The sequence below is a fragment of the Collimonas sp. OK412 genome, assembly GCF_900112135.1.
Taxonomy (GTDB): Bacteria; Pseudomonadota; Gammaproteobacteria; order Burkholderiales; family Burkholderiaceae_D; genus Collimonas; species Collimonas rhizosphaerae.
Genome location: NZ_FOLC01000022.1, coordinates 1 through 22,701 on the forward strand (window position 1 = coordinate 1; position 22,701 = coordinate 22,701).

23 protein-coding genes are annotated in these 22,701 nt (G+C 57.6%); 10 read left to right on the forward strand and 13 right to left on the reverse strand.

Going from position 1 to position 22,701, the window contains the following annotated elements:
* Positions 1-279 (forward strand): hypothetical protein (locus tag BM062_RS25680; RefSeq protein ID WP_175501091.1); only part of this gene is annotated, 279 nt, incomplete at its 5' end.
* Between the two features lie 40 nt (positions 280-319).
* Here the strand turns inward: BM062_RS25680 and BM062_RS19355 are convergent.
* Positions 320-709, reverse strand: a complete 390-nt coding sequence (locus tag BM062_RS19355) for a hypothetical protein (protein WP_092399850.1) — start codon at positions 707-709, stop codon at positions 320-322.
* A 643-nt stretch (positions 710-1,352) separates the two neighbouring features.
* Here BM062_RS19355 and BM062_RS19360 point away from each other — a divergent pair.
* From BM062_RS19360 to BM062_RS19370, 4 genes are read left to right on the forward strand one after another with little or no spacing between them, the layout of a single operon-like run.
* A complete protein-coding gene (locus BM062_RS19360; protein WP_139220127.1) occupies positions 1,353-1,982 on the forward strand; it encodes a hypothetical protein in 630 nt (209 codons plus the stop codon).
* A complete protein-coding gene (locus BM062_RS19365; protein ID WP_254785166.1) occupies positions 1,982-2,506 on the forward strand; it encodes a GTP-binding protein in 525 nt (174 codons plus the stop codon). The genes BM062_RS19360 and BM062_RS19365 overlap by 1 nt, the downstream gene beginning before the upstream one ends.
* A 6-nt stretch (positions 2,507-2,512) precedes the next feature.
* Positions 2,513-2,734 carry a hypothetical protein gene (locus BM062_RS25265; RefSeq protein ID WP_139220128.1) on the forward strand — a complete coding sequence of 74 codons (222 nt, stop codon included), beginning with the start codon at positions 2,513-2,515 and terminating at the stop codon, positions 2,732-2,734.
* A gap of 9 nt (positions 2,735-2,743) precedes the next feature.
* The gene (locus tag BM062_RS19370) at positions 2,744-3,103 is read left to right on the forward strand and encodes a hypothetical protein (RefSeq protein ID WP_092399854.1); all 360 of its coding nucleotides are present in this window, start codon (positions 2,744-2,746) and stop codon (positions 3,101-3,103) included.
* Positions 3,104-3,176: 73 nt separating this feature from the next.
* On the opposite strand, the gene BM062_RS19375 is transcribed toward BM062_RS19370, so the two are convergent.
* The 8 genes from BM062_RS19375 to BM062_RS19415 all read right to left on the reverse strand — a co-directional run bounded on the left by BM062_RS19375 (position 3,177) and on the right by BM062_RS19415 (position 12,429).
* Positions 3,177-4,088 carry an amino acid ABC transporter substrate-binding protein gene (locus BM062_RS19375; RefSeq protein WP_092399856.1) on the reverse strand — a complete coding sequence of 304 codons (912 nt, stop codon included), beginning with the start codon at positions 4,086-4,088 and terminating at the stop codon, positions 3,177-3,179.
* 503 nt (positions 4,089-4,591) lie between these two features.
* Positions 4,592-5,242 (reverse strand): hypothetical protein, encoded by a 651-nt coding sequence (locus BM062_RS19385; RefSeq protein ID WP_217647617.1) that lies wholly within the window; start codon positions 5,240-5,242, stop codon positions 4,592-4,594.
* On the reverse strand, positions 5,242-9,123 hold the full coding sequence (locus BM062_RS19390; protein WP_092399862.1) for a pilus assembly protein: 3,882 nt from the start codon (positions 9,121-9,123) through the stop codon (positions 5,242-5,244). The genes BM062_RS19385 and BM062_RS19390 overlap by 1 nt, the downstream gene beginning before the upstream one ends.
* 59 nt (positions 9,124-9,182) lie before the next feature.
* Positions 9,183-9,713, reverse strand: coding sequence for a pilus assembly PilX family protein (locus BM062_RS25980; protein ID WP_254785167.1), 531 nt, complete (start codon positions 9,711-9,713; stop codon positions 9,183-9,185).
* Between the two features lie 129 nt (positions 9,714-9,842).
* Positions 9,843-11,015, reverse strand: a complete 1,173-nt coding sequence (locus BM062_RS19400; protein WP_092399866.1) for a PilW family protein — start codon at positions 11,013-11,015, stop codon at positions 9,843-9,845.
* Entirely contained in the window at positions 11,012-11,443 is a 432-nt protein-coding gene (locus BM062_RS19405; protein ID WP_139220130.1) for a PilV family protein, read from the reverse strand. The genes BM062_RS19400 and BM062_RS19405 overlap by 4 nt, the downstream gene beginning before the upstream one ends.
* Positions 11,444-12,016: a GspH/FimT family pseudopilin gene (locus BM062_RS19410; protein WP_092399870.1), complete on the reverse strand. Its 573-nt coding sequence runs from the start codon at positions 12,014-12,016 to the stop codon at positions 11,444-11,446.
* Positions 12,007-12,429 carry a type IV pilin protein gene (locus tag BM062_RS19415; protein ID WP_092399872.1) on the reverse strand — a complete coding sequence of 141 codons (423 nt, stop codon included), beginning with the start codon at positions 12,427-12,429 and terminating at the stop codon, positions 12,007-12,009. Before BM062_RS19415 ends, BM062_RS19410 begins: the two co-directional genes overlap by 10 nt.
* On the opposite strand from BM062_RS19415, the gene BM062_RS25270 reads away from it, so the two are divergent.
* Both BM062_RS25270 and BM062_RS19420 read left to right on the forward strand, forming a co-directional pair.
* A complete protein-coding gene (locus BM062_RS25270) occupies positions 12,413-12,748 on the forward strand; it encodes a hypothetical protein (RefSeq protein WP_139220131.1) in 336 nt (111 codons plus the stop codon). The two genes, BM062_RS19415 and BM062_RS25270, sit on opposite strands and share 17 nt — an antisense overlap.
* Before the next feature lie 12 nt (positions 12,749-12,760).
* On the forward strand, positions 12,761-13,393 hold the full coding sequence (locus BM062_RS19420) for a response regulator (protein WP_092399874.1): 633 nt from the start codon (positions 12,761-12,763) through the stop codon (positions 13,391-13,393).
* A 16-nt stretch (positions 13,394-13,409) separates the two neighbouring features.
* Here the strand turns inward: BM062_RS19420 and BM062_RS19425 are convergent, their stop codons facing one another.
* Together BM062_RS19425 and BM062_RS19430 are read right to left on the reverse strand one after the other, a co-directional pair.
* Positions 13,410-16,409, reverse strand: a complete 3,000-nt coding sequence (locus BM062_RS19425) for a sensor histidine kinase (protein ID WP_092399876.1) — start codon at positions 16,407-16,409, stop codon at positions 13,410-13,412.
* 174 nt (positions 16,410-16,583) lie between these two features.
* Positions 16,584-16,817: a hypothetical protein gene (locus BM062_RS19430; protein WP_092399878.1), complete on the reverse strand. Its 234-nt coding sequence runs from the start codon at positions 16,815-16,817 to the stop codon at positions 16,584-16,586.
* 320 nt (positions 16,818-17,137) lie between these two features.
* On the opposite strand from BM062_RS19430, the gene BM062_RS19435 reads away from it, so the two are divergent.
* The 3 genes from BM062_RS19435 (at position 17,138) to BM062_RS19445 (ending at position 20,078) form a co-directional block, all read left to right on the forward strand.
* Complete coding sequence (locus tag BM062_RS19435) at positions 17,138-17,905, forward strand: alpha/beta hydrolase (RefSeq protein WP_092399880.1); 768 nt, start codon at positions 17,138-17,140, stop codon at positions 17,903-17,905.
* 83 nt (positions 17,906-17,988) lie between these two features.
* Positions 17,989-18,672 (forward strand): heavy metal response regulator transcription factor, encoded by a 684-nt coding sequence (locus BM062_RS19440; protein WP_092399882.1) that lies wholly within the window; start codon positions 17,989-17,991, stop codon positions 18,670-18,672.
* Positions 18,669-20,078, forward strand: a complete 1,410-nt coding sequence (locus BM062_RS19445) for a heavy metal sensor histidine kinase (protein ID WP_092399884.1) — start codon at positions 18,669-18,671, stop codon at positions 20,076-20,078. Before BM062_RS19440 ends, BM062_RS19445 begins: the two co-directional genes overlap by 4 nt.
* Before the next feature lie 47 nt (positions 20,079-20,125).
* Here BM062_RS19445 and BM062_RS19450 read toward each other — a convergent pair whose 3' ends face one another.
* The gene (locus BM062_RS19450) at positions 20,126-21,844 is read right to left on the reverse strand and encodes a methyl-accepting chemotaxis protein (protein ID WP_092399886.1); all 1,719 of its coding nucleotides are present in this window, start codon (positions 21,842-21,844) and stop codon (positions 20,126-20,128) included.
* A 336-nt stretch (positions 21,845-22,180) separates the two neighbouring features.
* On the reverse strand, positions 22,181-22,633 hold the full coding sequence (locus tag BM062_RS19455) for a MarR family winged helix-turn-helix transcriptional regulator (protein WP_217647618.1): 453 nt from the start codon (positions 22,631-22,633) through the stop codon (positions 22,181-22,183).
* Between the last annotated feature and the right edge of the window lie 68 nt (positions 22,634-22,701).

Here is a 22,701-nt window from a genome sequence, read left to right on the forward strand (position 1 = left end):
GTTCCGGTTGACGTGCCGCCCGTTCCGGTTGACGTGCCGCCCGTTCCGGTTGACGTGCCGCCCGTTCCGGTTGATGTATTGCCAGTACCTGATGAGGTGGTACTGGTCGCCGTTGTGCTACCGCTTGAACTGGAATTCTCCCCGGCGCTATCGCCACCGCCGCACGCGCTCAAAGCCATGCCAGTCAAAATTGATACACACAGCAGTTTCATAAAACCAGGCATCGCATTTTCCAAAAAAATCAAGATAACCGGAACATCAACTTTTTCCATCCGGTAAAAAGGGATTCAACATTTACATCGGGACGCGGCCGCCCTGGTCAGAAAGGCAAGAACTCCGTCTTTGAGCCGTCCCTGCGGCTTCCCATGGAAACTATGTGTTTGCAAATCCATTCGTACTGCGCCTGGATCTCGCCAAGCAGGCTGGTATACCGCGCCTCAATTTCCCGAAGCAGCTGGCCTGCCCTCTCCCGCACGGAATTTTCCAGATCCCCATGGTTTTCCAGCGCGTCGAAAATAGCGTCGGCGAGCCTGTCATAAAAATGGAATTGATACTGGCTGCCGCAAATACGCTCCCACTCTTCACGAAAAATCGCATCGAAAGTCAGGCTCTCCACGAATCGCGCGGCGCTGGTCGTTTCATCCAGGTCGAAAGAACGTAGTATTTGCGCCAGCGACAAGGCGTCGTCGTCTGAAATTTTCTGTCCCATGTGGTCTACTCCATCGATCCCGGCAAAACGCGATAATTCGCAAGGTTCACAATCCGCTACACAATCCGCGACACAATCCGCGACACAACCCGTTATCAAGCTGAAAATTCCGGCGCCGGCTGCCTGCGACGCCAGGATGATTTCCTGGCGCCGATAATGAACAATGCGAAAGAATGTTTCAATCAGGCAATCCTGAATTTCGGGTAAGCATTTCCTCCAATCCCGGCATCGCCAGCCAGTTGGCATATCTCAAAAAACCAACGCCATGGGCGGCAAATGCTTGCGCCAATCGATCTCCACGGCAATGACGGCTTCATGGCCGGCGTAAGGAATTCCCTACAAGGCGCTTCCCGGATCCCGCGCAAATATCAAGATCCCCTGATAGCCTGGCCCCTGCACATTGCTTACCCTTGCGGCAAGTTCACCGGTCAAAGGGCATGTCTTGCACGACACTGTCCCTGCAGAAAACCGGAGCTAACGATCTAGCGCATCTTCAAGGGGAAAACCATGCCGTATCCGCCGACAGAAAATATTCAGGCATTCGCCCGGAATGCCATCCATCGATATGGTTGCAGCGATGCGTAAGACTGTCTTTATTTCTGTCAAACACCTCGCTGAAAAAGAACTGTTGCGGTATGAACTCATGATGCCGATCGCGAATGAAAAGACTGTATTCCGCTGGCTTCCGTCCGACTCCAGGGTTGCCTCGGTAGCGCTGCTCGACCCGTCCGTCTTCAATCCCCTGGAGACGCTGCCGGCCAACTGCATCTGCATCTGGGTTGCGGCATCCCCCGATCATCCTGCCGGCAAAGGCGACATGACCTTGCCGGCCAAGTTCCGCCTGTCGGACCTGATCAATGTACTGGACCGGGCGGCCTTGCGGATACTCGACATGAAGACCGGGACAAGCGGCATGGACGATGCGTCCGATCCCCTCTCCCAAAGAACCTATCGCATCTCCAGGTGGATCAGCCTGGAGCACGATTTTTCGGCTGTCAATTTCCAGAAAATCCTTGCGGTCATGACCAAACAATCCGTCGACTGGCGGTGGCTCCTCGTATACGGCGGCTTGTCGGAACGCGACGCTTATCTGTTTCTTGGCGAACTGAGAAAGAAAGAAGTGCTGGTCGAACGAAGCAAGCTGCCGGCCGCCCAAGAACCGGCCCAACAGTTCCACCCTGAGCAGAAGGAAAGCGGCGTCGGATTATTTGTCAAGAAAATCAACCAGTGGCTGGGCCGGACCCGTTCGCAAGAGCTGGAGACGACCCGCTAGTGAGCATACTGAGAATTGTCCTCCTGGGGCCGATGGGCATAGGCAAAACGACAGCCATCCGCTCTTTGTGCGGAGACCTGATGGTCGATTGCGATGTCCCCAACATGGATCCTGCCTCTTCAGCCAAGGCCAGCACGACCGTAGGCGCCGATTTCGGCGTGGTAGAGCTGGATGGCGGCGAACAGCTGCATATCTACGGCAGCCCGGGACAGGACCGTTTCGACTTCATGCGCGGCTGGCTGCTCTCCATGGCAATCGGCGTCATCGTCATGATCGACGCCAATGACGCAGATGCCATCCACACGGCAAAGCAATATCTGCGCACCGTCTTTTCCGTTTCCGAAACCATGCCATGCATGCTGCTGCTGGCGCGCCCGGTCAGCATCGAGGACAGCAACCGGTTTGCGTCGGAACTGACCAGTGCACTGGGCATGGCGGTCCCGATGATGACTGCAGACGTACGCGAAAAATCACAGATGCTGGATGCGCTGGACGTATTTTCATCGCTGCTGACAACAACATGACTTCGCATGGAAAGCAAAGCCAATCTTGCTTCTGCATCAATCACGGGCCATCACGTATTCAACCAGATCGGCTTGTCGCGGAACGGCATCATCGCTGTAGTCATGACTACGCTCGATGGACAGGAAATCGCGATCTACGACCCAGGGCGAAAATTCCACGCATCGCCGCCGCTGGCCGGCCGGCGGCGACGCGTCTGTTCCATCCAACGCCGCTATCTACATACATAAGGGAAAAACATGAGCAACATGACTGTTATCGTTGAGACACTGCTGGACATCGATGGCGCGCTGGCCGCGGCAATCGTCGACAGCAACAGCGGGATGATCCTGGGATCCGGCGGTTCGGGCGTCGACCTGGAACTGGCGGCGGCCGGCAATACCGAGGTGGTGCGCGCCAAGCTGAAGACCATGAAAAGCCTCGGCCTGCAGGACACCATCGAAGATATCCTGATTACCCTCGGCAAGCAGTACCACATCCTGCGGCCGATAGAAAAGCACGAGGGCCTGTTCATCTATGTGGTCCTCGACAAGAGCAAATCCAACCTGGCGCTGGCCCGCCGCAAGGTGCTGGATGCGGAGCAGGCGCTGGTGATGTAATCGCATCGCGCCCCGCGCGGCTTATCCGCAGGCTGCCACCCGCATCACCGTGCGGGCGGCGCATCCAGGCAACTCAATCCCCGATTTTATCGGTAGGGTAAAGAATCGAATCCCGCAGCAGGTATCCCATCGGCATGTTCATGCTCTTGCCTAGCGGCGGAATCGGGTTCATGAACCATTTGCCGTAGATCTTCCGGAAATCGCCGTCGTTCTGCATGTTCGCCATTTGCCGGTCAACCGATGCCTTGAACTCCGCATCTTCTTTGGTCAGCATGATGGCATAGGGCTCGACCGACATCGCATCGCCGACGATTGCGAATTCTTCGGGGTGCGTCATATTCGCGCGAAGGCCGTACAGGATAACGTCGTCCATCACGAACGCAGCGGCCTGCCCTTTTTCCAGCATGCCGAACGACTCGGCGTGATCGGCTCCTTCAATCAGATTCAAGGCCAGCGCTCTCACCTTGTTTCTGTCGTTCAATAATTTGACAGTAGTGGTTCCCTTGGTTGTCACAACGTCTTTTCCGCGCAAATTTATCCAGTTCTTGATACCCGAATCTGTGCGCACCGCCATCCGCACACCAGCAAAAAAATGTGGGACAGTAAACGCTACCTGCTTGCGGCGCTCGGCGTTATTGGTGGTTGTGCCGCATTCCAGGTCGGCGTGGCCGCTTGTGACGGCGTTTATGCGGGTGGAAGGCGTCACCGCCAGATAGCTCACTTTCAGCTGCGGCAGTTTTAACTCCTGTCGTATGCCCTCGATAATTTTCGAGCACAGGTCGATTGTAAAGCCGATCGGTTTCTTGTCCGCGTCAAGGTATGAGAACGGCGCCGTGGTTTCCCGATAGGCGACCGTGATAGTCTGGGTATCCCGAATTTTCGCCAGGGTGGCGCCTGCAATCGCCTCCGGGGAAAACAGCATGTAACTTAGCAACACCACTCCAAAAAGAGAACATCCTGTCCGCAGAAAACCATCAGTGTGCATTGAATCGCCTCGTTATGAAAAAAGAAGGATGCGAAATCCTAGAAAAACGCATTTGGCAGCCATTGCGCCGCACTCAGGGTAATCAGAGCCTGCCGGGAGGTATATCGGGAGATTCTGATCTTGATGTAGGGATAAAAACTTCGGACGCCAGCGCCTAGCCTATATCGCAGCGCCGGTCAGTTTTTCGCTGAGAAAATTCCCTGGTCCTATCGAGGGCCAGGCAGCCGTAGATAAAAAAAGCAAATAACCCGGCGCCACATAAACCGCTCAATAAAATCAGGTCGGGGCTCCACGTCTCTCGGTCCAGGCGAAACACGATAAGGACCGCCAGTGCCGCTCCCATCAACATACCCAGGATGCTTCCCACCGCCAAATCGGTCATTCTCAGATGACTGTTTTGCGACCGTATGAATTGCCAAATGTCGTTGAACCTGAACCGTCCCATCATCACCGCCTGTCGATTTTGGTTTTCTTCCTCACCGCCCCTTACCTTCCTCTTGCCCCTACTCGGGCGCGCCATTCAGTTCCGGACTGATATGAAATTCCAGGTCCTGATACGAATTCACATCCGCCCCCTTCAGCCTGGCCGGCATGAAAGAGGTATCGCGCAACATTGCCTCAATTCGCTCCAGCGCTTGCTGATCGTCGGCAATCATTTGCAATTTGTCGATCCGGGTCACCGCGCCGCTGGCGTCGATATACAGACGCACCCGGATCGGCAACCCCGAGACCGCGACGCCTGCCAGCAAATCCGGATCGGGTGCACTGTATGGCAAAGCGCCCTTGTCCACCTCTTGCGGCCCGTAAAATATCGGCGCCGGCGGCACAGACGCAGTTGTTTCGATCGTATTGCGTTCCTGGCGCGACTGGGCGAATTGGGTCTCATCCAATAGCGGTTTCCTTGCAATCGAGGGTGACGCACCTGCGGCGATAGGAGACGCCGTTGCAATGAGCTGCACCTCGACGCCATTCTCCGTCCCTGCGGCGGCAAGCGCCGACGACAATCCCGCCAGGTTGCTGTGATGCCACCACAGCATCATTAACGACATGTGGAACAGCACGGATGCCGCAATGCCAAGCAAGCGATGCATATCGCTCACGCCGCGCGATTCTGCCATACACGGCCAGTCTCGATAAGGCATTGCGGAAACCATCAATTCGCAACTGGAATCTGCCGCCAGTTCAAGCGATTAAATGGATTGTTCAAGGGCGTACCGGGATCATTAAAATTGTTCTTGCCGTAAGTATTACCCGTCACCACCTTGACTTTTCCATTCACTATTCCAAAATAGATGCCATTGTTCAGTCCCGCTGTAGTTACAAACGGCAGATCGGAATATTGTGATTTGCCGGTACCGTAGCTGACGGCATAATTATCATTGCTTCCTGAGGGAGTGCAGACATCGCCATCCGGCAGATTGGCGGCAAACGATACTATGCCGCCGGTTACGGCTGCTTGCGATGTCACGCGCTGCGCAATATTGTTAGCGTTCAGACCCAGATCGATATACCAGCCGGACGGCTTTTGAGGAGTTGCTCCAATGCCGTTTATCACATTAGTATTGTTATTCAGGTTGGCGCGGGTAATCGGATATTTTCCGATGGCGGCCGGCAAGGTCGCGCTGGTATCGAAGCGGCTGCCGGTGCCATCATTGATGGCGTAAAAAGTTTGCTGCTGGCTACTCTTGATATCGCTGTCCGCCAGCAACTTGCCGGTGCCGATCAGCACATAGCGTTTCAATGAATTCTTGTCAACCTCGATCAGCGGCCGGGTGGTGACAGGCTGTACCGCAGCTGCGTTGGACGAATCCGTCAGCAAAGCGATTTGCGTCGGCGCATCGTAACCGGCGCCGGTGGTTTTGGTTAAATCCAGGCGCCAGACATTGCCCAGCAAATCGCCTGCATACACGGCGTCGGCCGTGTAATCGGTATAGTCGCCGACATAGGCCGACGCCTGAGCCAGGCCGGCCGACGCGCTGACGCTGCCGGCGCCGGTGGAAATCGGCGGCTCCAGCAATTTGCCGTTGCTTGGATTGACGATATAAAAATAGCCTTTGCCGTCAGCATTGTTATAACCCGAGGTCAGGATGACCACCCAGCCGTACTTGGCGGTTTTAACCACGATGGCCGGGCCGTAGCTATAACCCATGGTGGGGTCGGTAAATTCCCACAAAACAGCTTTGGCGAGATTGGCTTCATCGCTCAGCGCACCGGGATCGGTAACGTCAAGCGCATAATAGCCCTTGCCGCCCTTGCCCAGGCCGCCCACCAGCAAAGTGCGCCAATCCGCAGCAGTCTTGGCGCCGCCGGCCTTGCCAAAATCGACATCGGTCTTCACCGGTGTCGCATCGACATAAAAATGATGGACGTAATTGGCGCTGGTCAGCGCAGCCAAGCCGCTCACGGCAGGAGTGGCGGATGGTCCTTGGAACAAGAAGCTAGGCACGTAGGCGAAGAGCTCCTTACCGCCGGTCGAGCCGCCGTCGAAAGCATGCAGCATGCCGTCATTGGCGCCAACGTACACTACCGTGCCGCGCGTTTTATGGGCGCCGACGAAGCTGCTATAGCCTGGATTATTGGAATCTGCGTAACGTTCTGACGGCGCGGCCACCGGATAGGCCTTGGACGTAACGATGTCGCCTAGCAGAAAAGCGCGTTGACGGAATGGCTTGCCTTCCTTGCTGCGGTCGCCGCGCAGGAAATTGACTACCTCCTCGGTGCTCGTGCCTGCCACGGCCAGGGCGGCGGCATTGCCTGCGTCGCTAATATTGGCGGCGCGGAACGGCACGCCTTGGCCGCCATCGCTGGTAGCGATGAAGCGTTGTGTGTCCCAGCCTGCGACCTGCTTTTTGCCGCTGCCGCTGGCAGCCGCTTGTCCCTCCAGCAGCGCACGCGCATCCCATAAGGATGTTTCTGAGGCTATTTGACCGCTGGTCGCATCGAACTGCAACGTGCTGGCAACTAAGTCGCCCGACCAGTTGGCAGAGAAATATTGCGTGCTATAGCTGACCGTGCCATCGGTGATGTTGTTGGGAGACGACACCGCCAGCGACGAGGAAAACTGCGATGCTGAACTGATGCTTTTAAAGGCATCGCTTAGGGACGACACCATCAGGTTAGCCTTGCCTGCATCGTAATAATTATCCGGCCGCAAATCGCTGTTCCGATCCGTGTCGCCAGCTTTGTTCCAGCTCGATTGCGCCAACGGGCTGGTATTCCCATAGGTGCTATAACCACCAGGAATCGCAAAGCCGCCGTATTTGGCGGCCAGCCAGTATTGATTTTTTCCGCTCTCTATCCCACCTTCCATCACATCCAGCCAGTAGGTGGTGGCGGTAGTCTTGAACAATTTAGACGTTGATAGATTGCCATTCGCATCGCGTGCAGTTTTAGTAAAATCGTTGGGCCGCAAATCGCTGGTATGGGCCGCATAGGCCAGGCCGGCAATAAAATAAGTACTCTGCTGGCAACTGCCGCACAATGCCAGGTAAGTCGTTCCAAGATTAGCTATGCCTTCCAGAGTTCCAACCTGATTGGTTGCGTCCGTGACATTGAATGGCCATTTATCCTGCTTCGACGCCGGCACGTCCGATGCGACATTCGCTGGCATGGTCGGTTCTTGACTTGGATTTTTTTTAGTTGCGTCCTGGCTGGACTGAGCGTTCCAGTTAAAGGCGCTTCCAGGAAGATTTGAATCGGCGTGGGTATTTTCGTCGCCGATACCGATAATGAAATTCTTCTGGCACGCATACTGGACCGGATCGTCCCAGCTGTCAATTACCGGAAAACCGTCTGCCATCGCATCAGTCAGGCCGTCTGTGTATTCAGGAACGTTTCCTACATGCCTGAGATAGCGGAGCGCCGCATAATACAATTCGCTAACCGGATCCGAGGACTTGTAGCTGTGGCCGGCAAGGCCGAATTTATTCAAGTAATTGATGACGCCGCTATTCCTTATGGTGCTGCCGGTGACGTTTCCGGTGGCTGCGGCGTCGGCGTTGTCGGGATTATCTGCAAAGATGCCGGTATCGGGGTCCCACTCCTTTTGCAGGTTATCGATACTGGTCGAACCCGGCACCAGCGTCCTGGGGCCGACTGCTTTCATCCTGGCGCGCAATACGCCGCCATCGCGCAGCGGGTTCGGATCGTTGAGATATGAGAACGCCGCAAAGCGCAATTTGTCGGCGTAGTTTTGAATCAAACCGGTGGGCTTGTATATACCGCTGCCATATTTGGTGCAGTTGGCTTCCAGCGACACCGCCTTTGGATCGCAGACCTTGACCAATACCGGTATGTCGTAGGTACTGCCGTCAGTCGTGCTCGACGCCGGGGCGTCCTTTCCGTTCGACTTATACCCACTGGTAACGAAAACGGGAAAAGTCGTGTCCGCGCTTGCGCGAATATTGGTGCGGTCATTCGTGTTCGACACCCGCATCGAAGTCCCCAAGTTATACACACGCACATAAATATTATTCCAGTTCTTGCCGCTGAACGGCGTAGCTCCGCTGATCGTCGCGGCATCATTGGTAATGGTCTGGACCGGAAATTTGCTCGCTCCTCCTTGATTTGTCGGCGCAAAACTCTTTTGCAATACCGTGGCAGTCTTGGTATCTACTACCCGATAGCCGCCGGTCAACGCCCAGCGGAAAGGGTCAATGGTTGCCGTAGTCGCCCAATTCAGGAAATTGCCGCTCCATTGTCCTGAACAGACGTGGTTATTGGCGGCCTTGCTTGGCGCAAAATAGCCGTTGTTATTATCGTAGTCGTAGCATTTGCCAGGATCGAAATAACCGATAAACGTTGTACCCGATGCATACGGATCCGTATGCGCGCGGCTGATCGCGGTAGGCCATTCAACCGATAAGGCGAGCAGTACATTGGAGGGCACGATGATGTTGCTGAACATCGGTGTGTCGTTAAGCGCGGTCTGCGCTTGCGCCGCACTTGGCGCGCCGGCGCTACCCAGCATCAGCGCTGCCAGCAGCAGGCCGTTCAGCCAATGCGACGCCTGTCGCACTTTCGGGATTCGATTCATGTACTGATGCTCCTGTTTATGCCAAACGGATAAAAATGTAACAGTCAGCCGCCTGCACTTTAGTGAGTAAAGGTGGTCTGGGTAAATGTTTGGGTATTGCGCGGGCCAAGCGCCATGATCGTGATCCGATAGACCGGCCCCAGGTCTATGCTCACCTTTGGGGTGTCGCCGGTCCCGCCTTTGTCGTCGACAAAAGAACCCATGGTGCAAGTCGATTTGTCGGGCACAGTCGTGCCCGGCATGCACATCCGGTCAATCACGTAACGCAACCGAATGCCGGTTGCTGTGTCGGTGATGTCGTCCTTTTTTGCCGAGGCTACCAATACGTCCGGTATACCGGGCAATTTTTGCGAGGTCGACGGCAAGGCATGAGCCCAGTAATTTTGGTCCGGCTGGTCGCTGTACAGAACCGTCTCCGACACCAGCGCACCGCTGACAAACTTGGTCCGGACCTGGGCTACGGCGCGTTCGGTCTGGTTCGCCAGATCGCGCTTGAAGGCCAGATTGCCTGCTGTCAGTAAAGACGTATCAGTCGAACTGATCAGCGCCACGCTGGCCAGCATCAGTATCAGCAGGGAAATCAGGGCCATGACCAAGACCGATCCGCGCTGCCTCATGCGTCGGTTTGAGGGCAGACTGGCGGTGGCCGCTTGGTGCAAGTCGCCTGACTCTAATTGGGCAGATGAAAAATAGAGAGATGAAATCATGGCATGCCTTCGTCAGTTGCTTACCACGAGCGCATTGCGCAGGGGAATCGTAGCGTCCAGCACGCGATATCGGAATTTCTGTTCCGCCTCGTTCAAGGTCTTGGCATAGGGAAAATCCGTGTCGCCGAACATGAATGGCAGGGTCGCCGGTGAAACAACGTTCTTATCCTCCACTGCGGAGCGGGTGATCAAGCCGATGCGGATTGCCTTGATGGCGGCAATTCGTTTGCCGGCGTCGACGCTGCCGTCCAGCAATGCGCTGGCAGCGTAGCTGCCGGTAGGCGCAGTCCATGCGATGGTGCCGTTGTTGGCTTGGTCAACACCGTAGATCGCGTGCATCTCGAGCACGCCATCGGCAATCTGGTCGACACTGGTCGCAGTGCCATTCAATAGATCGAAGGCGACCAAGGCATTATTAGATCCGACGCCATAAAGCTGGAGCGATGGGGTGAAACCAAGGTTGAGAGCAACCGAGTTGGACGAATAACTAGTCAGAGCCTTGTCTGTGCCGGCGGTATAAAATTGCCCGCCCAGCGGCAAAACGCCGGTACTCGCTGAGCCCGAATACGCCGTATCAACCGACTCAATCAAACATGCTGGTAGCGATCCGCTGCTGTCGCCAAGACGCTCGGCCAGCAGCAATTGCTGTCCTGCAGAAAAAGACAGCGTATTCAGCAGGTGTAGCGCACTCGGGCTGGCAGTGGGAGCGCTGGTCGACTCGATCGGCATTTCACCATAGCCGGCGGAGCCTGCCATCACGATCAGGGTATCGGAAAGCTTGCCGTTCGGATCTTGCGAGATAATCACCGGCGCCATACGAAAGGCACCGATATTCGCCGTCAGGTTGGAAAACGGATCCGGCAGCGAGGCCGGCGGGATCATCGCCTTGCCGCTATTCTTGGCGTTGATCGCACAACCGAAGGTCAGCGTATACTGTTGGGAAAAACCGGTCCCGGCGCTCCTGATGGCCTGGTCCAGCTGGTATAGCGCAAACGCGCCGTTCTGGTTCATGTCATTCGCGCCGGTGGTGTTTCTTTTACGCGCCTCGCTGACCGAAATCACGCTGAAAATCGCCAGCGACACCACTAGTCCGATGGCCATCGCCACCATCAGCTCGATCAGGCTCAGGCCGCCTTGGAATGGCGGACGCATCAGCGGCGCCATGCTTTCCGATTGCTTTTTCATTGCACGGCTACCTCGGTCGTATATGTATGGCTGGCGGCGGCCGTCTTGCTCTTTGCGGCGGCGGTCCAGCTGATGGTGATAGTGACTAATTTTGCATTGCTGGCGTCGAGTGTGGCTACCCCACTGCCGCCTTGCAGCGCGGCCTTCACCCTGGCCTGCCAGTTGGTATAGTCCTTGGCATTGCCGCCGTCGGCTGCGCACAGCAGATCGCAACTGCCCGTGGCCAGTTTGCCCTTGCTCCACAAGGTGGCGACCAGGTTATCGGCAAGCAACGCAGCCTGGCTGCGGTCTTCGGCGCTGATGGAATTATTGATGGTTGCGGCCTGCAATCCGACCAGCCCCAGGATGCCGAACGAAAAGATCAGGATCGCCGCCAGCACCTCGATCAGCATGAAGCCGCCTTGCCGTTTCAGAGAGTGATTCGTCATTTAGCATCCCGTCGGAGTGGAGTTGGACAAAGTAATGTTCGGGTCGCACATGCGGATCTGCCCGCCTTGCGTAACGACGATCCAGAGCGGACGGTCGCCGGCATTCGAGATCGTGAATATATAAGGCGCCTTACCTGTGTTGTTGAGCCGCCCGAGGCTGGTGAAAGTCAATATATCGACATCGCCGGCGACCGCGACATTGGCATTTGCGCCGGCCAGTGAAGAGCCTTGCACATAGGAACTGGAGGGGTCGCTGGCATCGGCCGCCAGCAACACGCCGTTTTCCTGCACGTACCAGTTGTTGCCGGTTTTCGAGGTGGCGGCGTCCTTGGCAGGGGGCGTGACTGCCGTGAGCCGGAAGTCAACCAGGCGACTGCGCCGCACAGCTTCGGTTTTTGCCAGCCGCATGCCGTTTTGCAGGGCCTCGGCAGTGGACCTGACCTTGGTATTCTGAATCCAGTTGGTGAGCGACGGCAAAGCTACCGTCATCAGGATCGCTGCCACGGAAATGGTGACCATCAACTCGATCAGGCTGAAACCGCGGCCGCCGGACGGCGATAGCGTCACGCGCACGGCTGCCCTTTTTTAACAATCCAGGCGCTGCCGCATGTGCTGCCCCAGCCGTCTTTCAGACTCGTGGTGGCCTTGATCAGCCCCTTGGCAACCGTATAACTGTAGGTGTAAGTAAAAGCGCCGACGGGCCCGGCGCCATTAGCCGTGATGGTATATTCCTGGTCTGCTCGATCGCAAGTAAACGTGAAATTCTTGGTATCGCTGGCGCAGGGACCATTGGTGTATTTCCGATTATCCTGGTAAAACTGCTCCAGCTGCGCTTGCGCAGACGCCATGCCGTTGGTGGCGTCCACCAGATAACCGCGCAATACATAATCGGTATAACTTGGATAGGCAATCGCCGACAGAATCGCAATGATGGCGATCGTGATCATCAATTCGATCAAGGTAAAACCTTTGCTTGCCACTACCATGCTAACCTTCTCTTCAGATGTGATTTTTACAAACAAACCAGACCGCGAGAATAACCATTCTTCAACAGGGGAAATATCGTCACATCCTGAACTTTATGTAGGGATTTCCTTTCTACCGGCAGGCAGGGAGGAGGTTGTCGTCATGTCAAGCAACAAACAGCAAAGACGCGAGGACAACATCGGCAACACGAACGCCATGACGAAAAGAATCCATCAGAGGCTGGAGGTGCGTGATAATGACGGAAAGAAACAGCTGTTCCACGGATGCCAGATCAAGACGCAAAGATCAGGACTGGCATTTCCATCCATGGTGAAGTGAATTGAGGGATTCATGATACGAGTACTGATTGCCGACGATCACGCGATCATGCGTGAAGGATTGAAACAATTGTTCGCTCTTGGCAAAGAGGTGACGGTGGCCGGAGAAGCCGTCAACGGCGGGCAGGTACTCGATGCCTTGCATGCAGGCGGGATCGACCTGGTGCTGCTCGACATGACCATGCCGGGCGTCAGCGGCGTCAACCTCATCCAGCGCATCCGCGCCCATGAATCCTATCCGCCGGTCCTGGTCCTCAGCATGCACAATGAACTGCCGATTGCACGCCGGGCCCTGGCTGCCGGGGCCGCCGGCTACCTGACCAAGGATAACAAACCGGAAACATTGATGAACGCGATCCGCAAAGTGGTCGCGGGAGGCCGTTTCATCGACCCTGAACTGGCGGAACAGATGGTGTTCGAGTCCAGCAGCTCCGACCAGCGTCCGCCCCATGAACTCCTGTCCGATCGCGAGTTCCATATCCTGCGGCTGCTGGTGCGCGGCAAAAGCGTCAACCAGGTTGCGGAAGAGCTGTCGATCAGCAACAAGACGGTCAGCACCCACAAGGCGCGGCTGATGCAAAAGATGAACTTCCAGAATAACGCCGAGCTGGTGCGCTACGCGATTACCTACAACCTTATCGAGTGACCTCTGTCTCCGGCTGTCATTGGTCCAGCTCCGCATCGGCGATGGGAATCGACACCTTGATCGTGGTGCCGACGCCAGGCACGCTGAAAATGGCAACCTCGCCGCCGAGCATGAGCGTCCGTTCCCGGATGCCGATCAGGCCGAACGATTTCTTCTTTTGCACGCTGGCGTCAAATCCCCTGCCGTTGTCGCGCACCTCCAGCAGATAATGCTGTTCCTTTCTCTCCAGGCTGATTTCCACCTGGCTCGCTTGCGCATGGCGGCTGATATTGGTCAATGATTCCTGCGCGATGCGGAAAATGGTGGTCGCCCGCTGATCATCCAGTATGATGTTTTCTTCACACACAAACAGGTTGCACGGAATGCCGGTATTGTCCCTGAATTCCTCGGCCAGCCACTCCAGCGCCGACACTATCCCCATGTCCAGCGCCGACGGACGCAGCGACGAGACGACATTGCGCACCACCTTGATGGTGCCGTCCACCAGCGTCACCATGCGTTCGATTTTTCCTTGCAGCGACGGGTTTTTCTCTCCGAATTCCAGTCCCACCACCGATACCCCCATGCGCAACGCTGACAGGTGCTGCCCCAGTTCATCATGGATTTCGCGCGTCAGGTGCTTGCGCTCTTCTTCGCGCGATGCTTCCAGTTCATAGGCGCGTTCGCGCGCCTGCCGTTCCTTGAGGCGCTGGCGCGCGACCAGCCTGCGGACGCGGTAGCGATGCATCAGGTACAGCAGCATCAGCGACAGCATCCCGCAGGAGGCATAAAAAACCCTGGTCCCCCACCACGGCGGCAGGATCACGACCTCGACTTCCGCCATCGACGAATAAGCCTGCATGGCAGGATTGTCAGCCGCCACCTGGAAACGATAACGGCCGGGAGGCAAAGCCGCATAGCGCACCTCGGGGACGTTTGTCTTGGACCAGCCAGTTTCCAGCCCTTGCATCCGGTAACGGAAATTCAGGGTCTCGCGGTTCTGGTAGGACAATGCCGCCAGCTTGAAATTGAGCGGGCCGGAGCTCCACGGCAAGCGGACAGGCTGGCCGCGGGCAAGGGTTTCGCCGTCGCGCGCGATGCTTTCCACCATCACATCCAGCTGCAATGGCGCGAACAGCGATTCCGGCCGCAGGATATGGGATGCGCCGCCGCTGGTTGCCACCCACATCGAGCCGTCGCCGTCTTCATAAAAGGAGTTCAGGTCAGTGTCGTTCCACACCAGCCCGCTTTCCTGGTTGAAAAACCGCCATTGCTTGTGATTCCATACGCCGATTCCGGCGTCCGTAGCTGCCCACAACCAGCCGCGCCTGTCTTCGAACAGCGCCGTCACTGCCTGATCCAGCAGCAGCGACGGCGTAACATCACTGATCTCCACCGTCTCGCCCTGGTCGACGCCGCGCCAGACATTCCCTGCTTCACTGCCCAGCCACAATATTTCGCCACGGGTGCAGGCTATCGCGCTAGGCTGGAAAACCTGCGCCGCCGGCTTGGTCCGCGGCTTACGCCAATGCACGCCGTCAAAACGCAGCAGCCCCTTGTCTGTGACAAACCACAGCACCCCGGTCCGGCCCTGGCACCCCTGGTAGGCGTTGATATCCTCAATGGATGGAAACTCCGTTACTTTTACCGGAACCGGAACCGGAATGGATTGCGGCTCCCTGATGCTGTAAATGCCTATCTCGGTAGCAATCCATAGTTGTCCCGACTGATCGAAAAACAAGCTGTTGATCGTTGGCAGCTGAGCCACCTTGACCTCCGCTTCGGCGCCGCGCCCGCGGCGCACCAGGAGTCCTGAAAGCGAGCCGGTCCAGACATTGCCTTTGGCGTCTTCAACCATGTTCCCCCACTGGTGGGATGTGCCGCCATAGGTTGTCGGCGTAACGGAAAAATACCCATTCTTCTGCAATATGGCGGAGCCGGAACGGGTACCTACATGCAGCAAATCTTGCCGGTCGCGCAAGAACGACAGCACGACGTTGTTGGGCAGGCCTTGCCTGGAGGTCCAGTTCTCCCAATTCGGATAACCTATCCAATGCACCAGCCCATGTCCCAGCGATCCGAGCCAGACACCGCCGTCGCGATCAAACAGGATGGCGTTGATCCCGCCGCCGACGATCAGCCCGCTGGACTCGCCAAAGGATTCCCAGCGCTTGCCGTTCCAGCGGATGATGCCTTCGTCGTGCCGGCTGAAAATCCGGCCGGCGGCGTCCGCCGCCAGGAATGGAATTCCGTGCGCCTTTTTCTGATCGTTCTGGTCTGGCGAGCGGTCCTGAAAGAGATCTCCGCCGGCCGGCAGCATAAAGATCTTGTGCTCGCCGCGCACCCAGAGCTGCCCTTGCCGGTCATGCAGGATGGCGCGCCAATTTTCCCCGGCGGGCAAACCGCTTTCCTTGCCCAGAACCTGCAGCTTTCCCTGGTCGTAATGGCACAGCGCGCGCTCGCACCCCATCCACAGGTCCCCGTGCGAGCCGACATGGATGCTGAACAAGGTCCGCATATCGGGATAGTGCGACAGCTGCCCTGCCTCGAAAAATTCCTGCGCCTGCCAGGAATGGCCGTGGTCCGCCGACTGCACCAGCCATAACCGGTCCCGGCTCAGCACCAGCAGGCGATCCGGCCCAAGGGTTGCAAAGGTCTGCCCTTCATGGAAGGTGAACTGGACATTTTTAAATTGCATCGGTACAAAACGCTGTCCCTGCCACAGGTACAAACCTTCGCTGGTGCCGACCCACAGCCGGCCGCTGCCGTCGACATGCAATGCGGTTATAAACTGAGCGGACAAGCCCTCTAGCTCAAAACGCTGGAAGCGCGCGCCGTCGTAGCGGAACAAGCCGTTTTGAGTCCCGATCCAGAGGTAGCCGCCTGGCTCTTGCGCCAAGGAGGTAAGGGCCATGTTTGCCAAACCATCGGACTGGCTGTAATAACGCAATGGCAGCTGCTGGCAGATTGCCGCCGTCGGCAGGCAGATCAGCCACAGCATTACGATCAGTCGACGACGCCAGCGCAAGCTCATCATTCAGGTTCCTGCCGCCATGTGAGGACACAAACGAGGTTTTTCCGAGGATACCTCATGCGGCAGGATATGGTGAAAATCCTTATCTAAGCATCCAGCTGATGCCTGCCGCTCAAAGGATCCCCCATGGCAATCAGGACTAAAATGCAGGGCCGCCCTGGAACATACCGCTGCACATTAAAAAAAACTCTTCAGTTCGGCAATCGAAATATCGCTGGTTTCATGGAGGCTGATCAGGATGGATGCGCCGACCCGCAGCCGGCCATGGCGGATTTTACTGATGAGAGGGGGAGCAACTTCAAGGCGGCGCGACAGTGCAGCGTCGTTTTTCAGTTCCAGCTTGGCCATGACGGCATCCAGCATCTTGTTGGCATTCTTGGTGTACTCATCCGCGTCGTCTGCATTCTTCATTGCTTGCCTTCGGTTGTTAACATGAAATCAGATGCATTTCCAAAAATGCAATCTTGTTTTGATACTCCCTCAGCAGAAATGTTAATCAATCCGAAGGACAGGAGGCATCAGGAAATCATGATTTCCAGGTGGGCACGGGAGAAACCGCCGTCGGGAATTCCTTACGTTGCGTCAATTCGACGGCAACAGAACGGCGCAACGCCAGGCATTGTCATTTTTTTGTCATCACTTGGTCATCAGGCTGACGGAGCACGAAAACCATACTACGGGAACGTTGTACCTGTAGTCCAACCCCGTGCCCCCACCACCAAGGAATAATGATGAACATCTCCCTCACCCCAACCCGCATTGCTTGCGCAATTGCTTCCGCTTTGCTGCTGGCTTTCGCTGCGGCGCCGGCATCCGCCGCTCCGGTCAAGAATATCGTGCTGGTGCATGGCCAGTTTGCCGACGCTTCCGGCTGGAAACCCGTGTACGACATCCTGGCCAAGGACGGCTACAACGTCAACATGGTGCAGGAACCGCTGACCTCGCTGGACGAAGATGTCGCCGCCACGGTGCGCGTGCTGGCCCGCCAGCAGGGGCCGAGCATCCTGGTCGGGCACAGCTACGGCGGCGCCGTCATCACCCAGGCCGGCACCGATCCGCATGTCGCCGGGCTGGTGTACATCGCCGCACACGCGCCGGATGCCGGCGAATCCACTGCCTCCAACAAAAACAAGATTCCCGGGCAAATCCGCACCGTGACCACGCCGGACGGTTTCGTTTTTGTCGATCCGGCCCATTTCCATGAAGATTTTGCCGGCGACCTGCCGGCCGACCAGGCCGAATTCATGGCCCGCTCGCAAATACCGGCGGCAGCGCGCGTCAACACCACGCTGATCACCAATCCTGCCTGGCGCGTCAAGCCGAGCTGGTATATGGTGGCGAAACAGGACCGCGCCATCAACCCGGACCTGGAACGCATGTACGCGGCGCGCGCCCACAGCCACACGGTGGAAGTGGATGGCGCCCATACCATCTATATCTCGCGGGCCAAGGAAGTGGCGGCGATGATAGAAGAAGCCGCACAATCTGCAGGCAACTGATTGCCGCGGCACAAGCGCATCAGACCTGCCGGGGTAAAATCAGGCTTCGGCAGCGTGCCAGGTTCAGGATACAGGGACACAGCGTGAGAATTCTTGTCGTCGAAGACGAACTCAAGGCAGGCGAATACCTGCGCAACGGCTTGACGGAATCCGGCTACGTGGTGGATGTCGCCGCCAACGGCAGCGACGGCCTGCACATGGCGCAGGAGCTGCGTTACGACCTGATCGTGCTGGACGTGATGATGCCCGGCATGGATGGCTGGGAAGTGATGCGGCGGCTGCAGCTGGACAAGAAACAAGCGGATACGCCGGTGCTGTTCCTGACGGCGCGCGGCACGCTGGAAGACCGCCTCAAGGGGCTGGAGCTGGGAGCCGACGATTACCTGGTGAAGCCGTTTTCCTTTGCCGAGCTGCTGGCGCGGGTGAAGATCGTACTGCGCCGCGGCAGCCAGGCGCGGCAGGAAGACCTGCTGGAAATCGCCGACCTGCAGATCGACGTGCCCAAGCGCCGGGTGGTCCGCGCCGGCGCCCGCATCACGCTGACCAACAAGGAATTCGCACTGCTGCAGTTCTTCATGCTGAACCAGGGACAGGTGCTGTCCCGTTCCCTGATCGCATCCCGCGTGTGGGACATGAATTTCGATAGCGACACCAATGTCGTAGACGTCGCGGTGCGGCGCCTGCGCAAGAAAATAGACGATCCGTTCGCCATCCGCCTGATCCATACCGTACATGGCGTCGGCTACCGCTGCGAAGTGGAACCATGAGCCATCCGCGCCACTCCCTCGTTTCACGCCTGGCCTTGCTGTTTGCCCTGCTCTCGTTCGCCGTACTGGCGACAGTGGGCTATGCGCTATACAGCGCGCTGGTGGCGCAGCTGGTGAAACGCGACGACGCCGCGCTGGTGAACCGCGTGGAGCAGATACGCACCTTGCTGCGCGACGTCGACCTGCTCGACCTGATCCACCAGAAGCCCGAACTGTTCGCCAACATGCTGGGCAACCGCGAAGCCTTGCTGGTGCTGAAGTTTCCAGGCCAGGCGCCGCTGATCGAAGTCAATCCCGGCGGGATTGCCGTGCCCGAGATGAAGCCGATGGCTGCCGGCGCCGCGCTGGACTTGTCCGCGGTGCATCATTCGGTGGAGAACGGCACGCCTTTCATTGTTGTCTCCGCGACGGCGCGCGTCACCGATCCGCAACACGCAGAGCACGAATTGCAGATCACCACCGGACGCCTGCTCACCGAGCGCACCAGCATGCTGGCGGCATACCGCCTGCAGATATTCGGCGTGGCGCTGGCGGCAGCGTTGCTGGCGGCCATGCTGGCCTATTGGATTGCGCGCCGCAGCCTGTTGCCGCTTCGGCAGCTGGCAGCACAAACCGGTTCCATCGGCATCCGCAACCTGTCCACCCGCATCGACAGCAGGAATGCCCCGCGCGAACTGCTGCCGCTGATCGACGGCTTCAACGCCATGCTGGACCGCCTGGAAACCAGCTTCGCGCAGCTGAGCCAGGTATCCGCGGACATGGCGCACGACCTGCGCACCCCGATCGGCAACATGCTGGGCCAGACCGAGGTAGCGCTGGGCCAGAAGCGCAGCACCGAATATTATGAAAAACTGCTGGGTTCGAACTTCGAGGAATTGCAGCGCCTGTCCAAGATGACCGACAACATGCTGTTCCTGGCCCGCGCGGAACATGCGGATCACGCCATAGAGCGCAAGCCGCTTGAGGTGCCTGCGGAACTGGAGCGCATTGCCGATTATTTTGAAGGACTCGCCGAAGAACGCGAGATCACGCTGGCGTGGCGCGGCGAAGGCGCGGTCTGGGCTGATCCCAACCTGCTGCGCCGGGCGCTGGCAAATCTGCTGTCCAACGCAGTGCGCTATGCGGACGCGGGCACGGAAATCACCTTGCTGTCGCAGCAGGACGCTGCCGGCACCTCCATCAGCGTGGAGAACAGGGGCCCGGTCATAGAGGAGCGGCACCTGGCCCGTCTGTTTGACCGCTTCTACCGCGCCGACGCCTCGCGCCGCGGTTCGTCCGACGCCAGCGGCCTGGGCTTGTCCATCGTGCGTAGCATCATGCTGCTGCACCAGGGAAGCTGGACTGCGGCCAGCAGCGATGGCACAACCCGCTTTACGCTATTTTTCCCCCGGCAAGATGCCCCCTGACGGCCGGCAGCAATACGTCCGCGGCGGAAGCATTTTCAGGGACGAAATTAAAACTGGTCCCACTCGCTGTCGGCGACAGCGGGCGCATTCGCCACACGCTTGAAGGTTTTCACATTCGCCGAAGGCAAGCTGGCATTACGGGCCGCTATGCGTACCGGTGCTGCGACAACCGAAGCCTGACGGCTTGCCGTCTTCAAAAGTGCGCCACCAGGCGCTTGCGTCGCGCCGGTGCTGAATACGCTGACCACTTGCACCAGGTTGCCGGCCTGATCCTGCAGCGATGCAGCCGCCGCCGCGGCTTCCTCCACCAGCGCCGCATTCTGCTGCGTAACCTGGTCCATCTGCATGATTGCCTGGTTAACCTGTTCGATGCCCGCGGTCTGTTCCTCGCTGGCCGCCGTAATTTCGCTCATGATGTCGGTGACGCGCTTGACGCTGTCGACGATCTCGCCCATGGTGGCGCCGGCCTGGCCGACCAGCTTGACGCCGACACCGACTTTTTCCACCGAATCGTCGATCAGGTGCTTGATCTCTTTGGCGGCGACAGCCGAGCGTTGCGCCAGGTTACGCACCTCGCTGGCCACCACCGCGAAGCCGCGCCCCTGCTCCCCGGCCCGGGCCGCCTCCACCGCCGCGTTCAGCGCCAGGATGTTGGTCTGGAACGCGATGTTGTCGATCACGCCGATGATATCCACAATCTTCTTGGCCGACGCGTTGATCAGGTCCATGGTCTCGACCACCTGCGACACGACGCCGCCGCCCTTGACCGCGACGCCGGATGCGGACACCGCCAGCTGATTGGCTTGCCGCGCATTGTCGGCATTCTGTTTCACGGTGCTGGTCAGCTGTTCCATCGAGGCCGCGGTTTCTTCCAGCGAACTGGCCTGCTGTTCCGTGCGTGAAGACAAATCCAGGTTGCCTGAGGCGATCTGGTTTGACGCCGTGGCGATAGTATCAGTGCCGACGCGCACTTCGCCGACCACCTTCAGCAAGCTGTCGTTCATATCTTTCAACGCCTGCATCAGCTGGCCGGTTTCATCGGTGGTTTTTACTTCTATGCGGCTGCCCAGGTCGCCGGAAGCGACGGTTTGCGCTACCTTGATTGCTTCGCCCAGCGGACGCGTGATGGAACGAGAAATCAGGAAGGCGCACACCGCACCCAATGCGATCACCAGCACGCCCAACAGCAGCAGCAGGTTGAAGCTGCGGTTATATAGCTGGGCAATCTGAAGCCCGGTCTGGTCGATATTGTTTCTTTGCAAGGCCAGGAACGCAAAAAGCTCGCCTTGGTAACTTTTCGCCGTCGGCATGAATTCGCTGTTGTATATCCGCGATGCTTCCTCAGCCTTTCCGCCTTGCTTGGCTTTCATCGCCGCGACTTTGGACTGCTGGTATTTTTCGCGTAAAGTCTTGATCAGTGCATATTTCTCTTTTTCCGAGGCAGAGGTCAGCAGCGGTTCGAGCGAATTCTGGATTTCGGTGCCTTTCTTGGCGCTGGCGTCGATGTCCTCCGCAAACGTGGTGGCTAAAGTATCGTCCGTGCTTTTGACAATGAACGAAGTGCGGGCGATGGCGGCGTTGGTGAGGACGGTCCAGTCGGACACGATCCGTTCCTTTGCCAGGGGACTTTCCATCATGCGCTGCGTCTCCATGGCAACCTGGCGCAGGTTCCATATGCCGGTGGTGATCGAAACGACTGAAAGAGAAAGAACAATTGCAAACCCGATTCCCATCCGTGTACCGACTTTAAGATTAACAATTTTCATTTCTATTTCTTCTGTAAAGAGTTCGATTAATAAACGCCGAAGCAGCCGCTTTTCCCGACTGCGGGTTTTCCCACCCATCCCATTTCCGTGCAGGACATCAGCCTGTCGATACCGGCCAGTCATCCGCGAAATATGATGACATTCGCTTAACAACATTGTCCATAACGTTGTTAACGGCAGGAATCGTGATTTTTGTAGAGGGCGGTGCCGGTACTTGCAGCTGGCGGCCGGCATGGCGTTGCCGACTTGACGGCTAATTCGATGAAGCGGGTTGCGGAGGATATCGCCGGAAAGCAGATTGAAGCTTACGGACATGTATTGGCGCCATCGGCGTCCCTACAGAGTCCTGGTCCAGGCCATGGCGCCATCGGCAAACCTGCGCAGCAGGCAAGACAAGTTGCGCACATCTTCGGTTTCCCAGCCGGCAAGCAATTCGTGGATGATTTTCTGCCGCGCCGCGTCCAGCGCCGCTGTCATGACCCGCCCCTGATCGGTAATGATCGCCGCGCGGACCCGCCCGTCCCCTGGACTTGGACAACGGGCGACAAGCCTCAGCCCTTCCAGCTTTGCGATCTGCCGGCTGACCGTACTGTGGTCCCGCCCAACCAGCTCCGCCAGTTCAACGATGCCAATTGGTCCCAACCGTTCGATGCGGACCAGCAGCGGAAAAAGCGCGCGGTCGAGGTCGACCCCTGCCGCTTTAATGAGAGCGCTGTCAGGCTGGGGGCGATTCAGCACACCCGCCAGGTCCAGCATCGCTTCCCGCAGTTCGCGGATTTCTTTTTTCATCAAACTCAACTCCTTGGCAGTTCTTTATTATGTGTATAATACACACATATTCAGTTGTCCAATCCGGA

Excerpts from the sequence above, each read along its gene's own strand:
- BM062_RS19455 (WP_217647618.1), bottom strand. The coding sequence starts at position 22,633 with ATGAAAAAAGAAATCCGCGAACTGCGGGAAGCGATGCTGGACCTGGCG.
- BM062_RS19370 (WP_092399854.1), top strand. The coding sequence starts at position 2,744 with ATGAGCAACATGACTGTTATCGTTGAGACACTGCTGGACATCGATGGC.
- BM062_RS25980 (WP_254785167.1), bottom strand. The coding sequence starts at position 9,713 with ATGGCCCTGATTTCCCTGCTGATACTGATGCTGGCCAGCGTGGCGCTG.
- BM062_RS19405 (WP_139220130.1), bottom strand. The coding sequence starts at position 11,443 with ATGACGAATCACTCTCTGAAACGGCAAGGCGGCTTCATGCTGATCGAG.
- BM062_RS19425 (WP_092399876.1), bottom strand. The coding sequence starts at position 16,409 with ATGATGAGCTTGCGCTGGCGTCGTCGACTGATCGTAATGCTGTGGCTG.
- BM062_RS19385 (WP_217647617.1), bottom strand. The coding sequence starts at position 5,242 with ATGGTTTCCGCAATGCCTTATCGAGACTGGCCGTGTATGGCAGAATCG.
- BM062_RS19360 (WP_139220127.1), top strand. The coding sequence starts at position 1,353 with ATGATGCCGATCGCGAATGAAAAGACTGTATTCCGCTGGCTTCCGTCC.
- BM062_RS19415 (WP_092399872.1), bottom strand. The coding sequence starts at position 12,429 with ATGGTAGTGGCAAGCAAAGGTTTTACCTTGATCGAATTGATGATCACG.
- BM062_RS25265 (WP_139220128.1), top strand. The coding sequence starts at position 2,513 with ATGGAAAGCAAAGCCAATCTTGCTTCTGCATCAATCACGGGCCATCAC.
- BM062_RS19450 (WP_092399886.1), bottom strand. The coding sequence starts at position 21,844 with ATGAAAATTGTTAATCTTAAAGTCGGTACACGGATGGGAATCGGGTTT.
- BM062_RS19420 (WP_092399874.1), top strand. The coding sequence starts at position 12,761 with ATGATACGAGTACTGATTGCCGACGATCACGCGATCATGCGTGAAGGA.
- BM062_RS19445 (WP_092399884.1), top strand. The coding sequence starts at position 18,669 with ATGAGCCATCCGCGCCACTCCCTCGTTTCACGCCTGGCCTTGCTGTTT.
- BM062_RS19400 (WP_092399866.1), bottom strand. The coding sequence starts at position 11,015 with ATGAAAAAGCAATCGGAAAGCATGGCGCCGCTGATGCGTCCGCCATTC.
- BM062_RS19375 (WP_092399856.1), bottom strand. The coding sequence starts at position 4,088 with ATGCACACTGATGGTTTTCTGCGGACAGGATGTTCTCTTTTTGGAGTG.
- BM062_RS19390 (WP_092399862.1), bottom strand. The coding sequence starts at position 9,123 with ATGAATCGAATCCCGAAAGTGCGACAGGCGTCGCATTGGCTGAACGGC.
- BM062_RS19430 (WP_092399878.1), bottom strand. The coding sequence starts at position 16,817 with ATGAAGAATGCAGACGACGCGGATGAGTACACCAAGAATGCCAACAAG.
- BM062_RS19355 (WP_092399850.1), bottom strand. The coding sequence starts at position 709 with ATGGGACAGAAAATTTCAGACGACGACGCCTTGTCGCTGGCGCAAATA.
- BM062_RS19435 (WP_092399880.1), top strand. The coding sequence starts at position 17,138 with ATGAACATCTCCCTCACCCCAACCCGCATTGCTTGCGCAATTGCTTCC.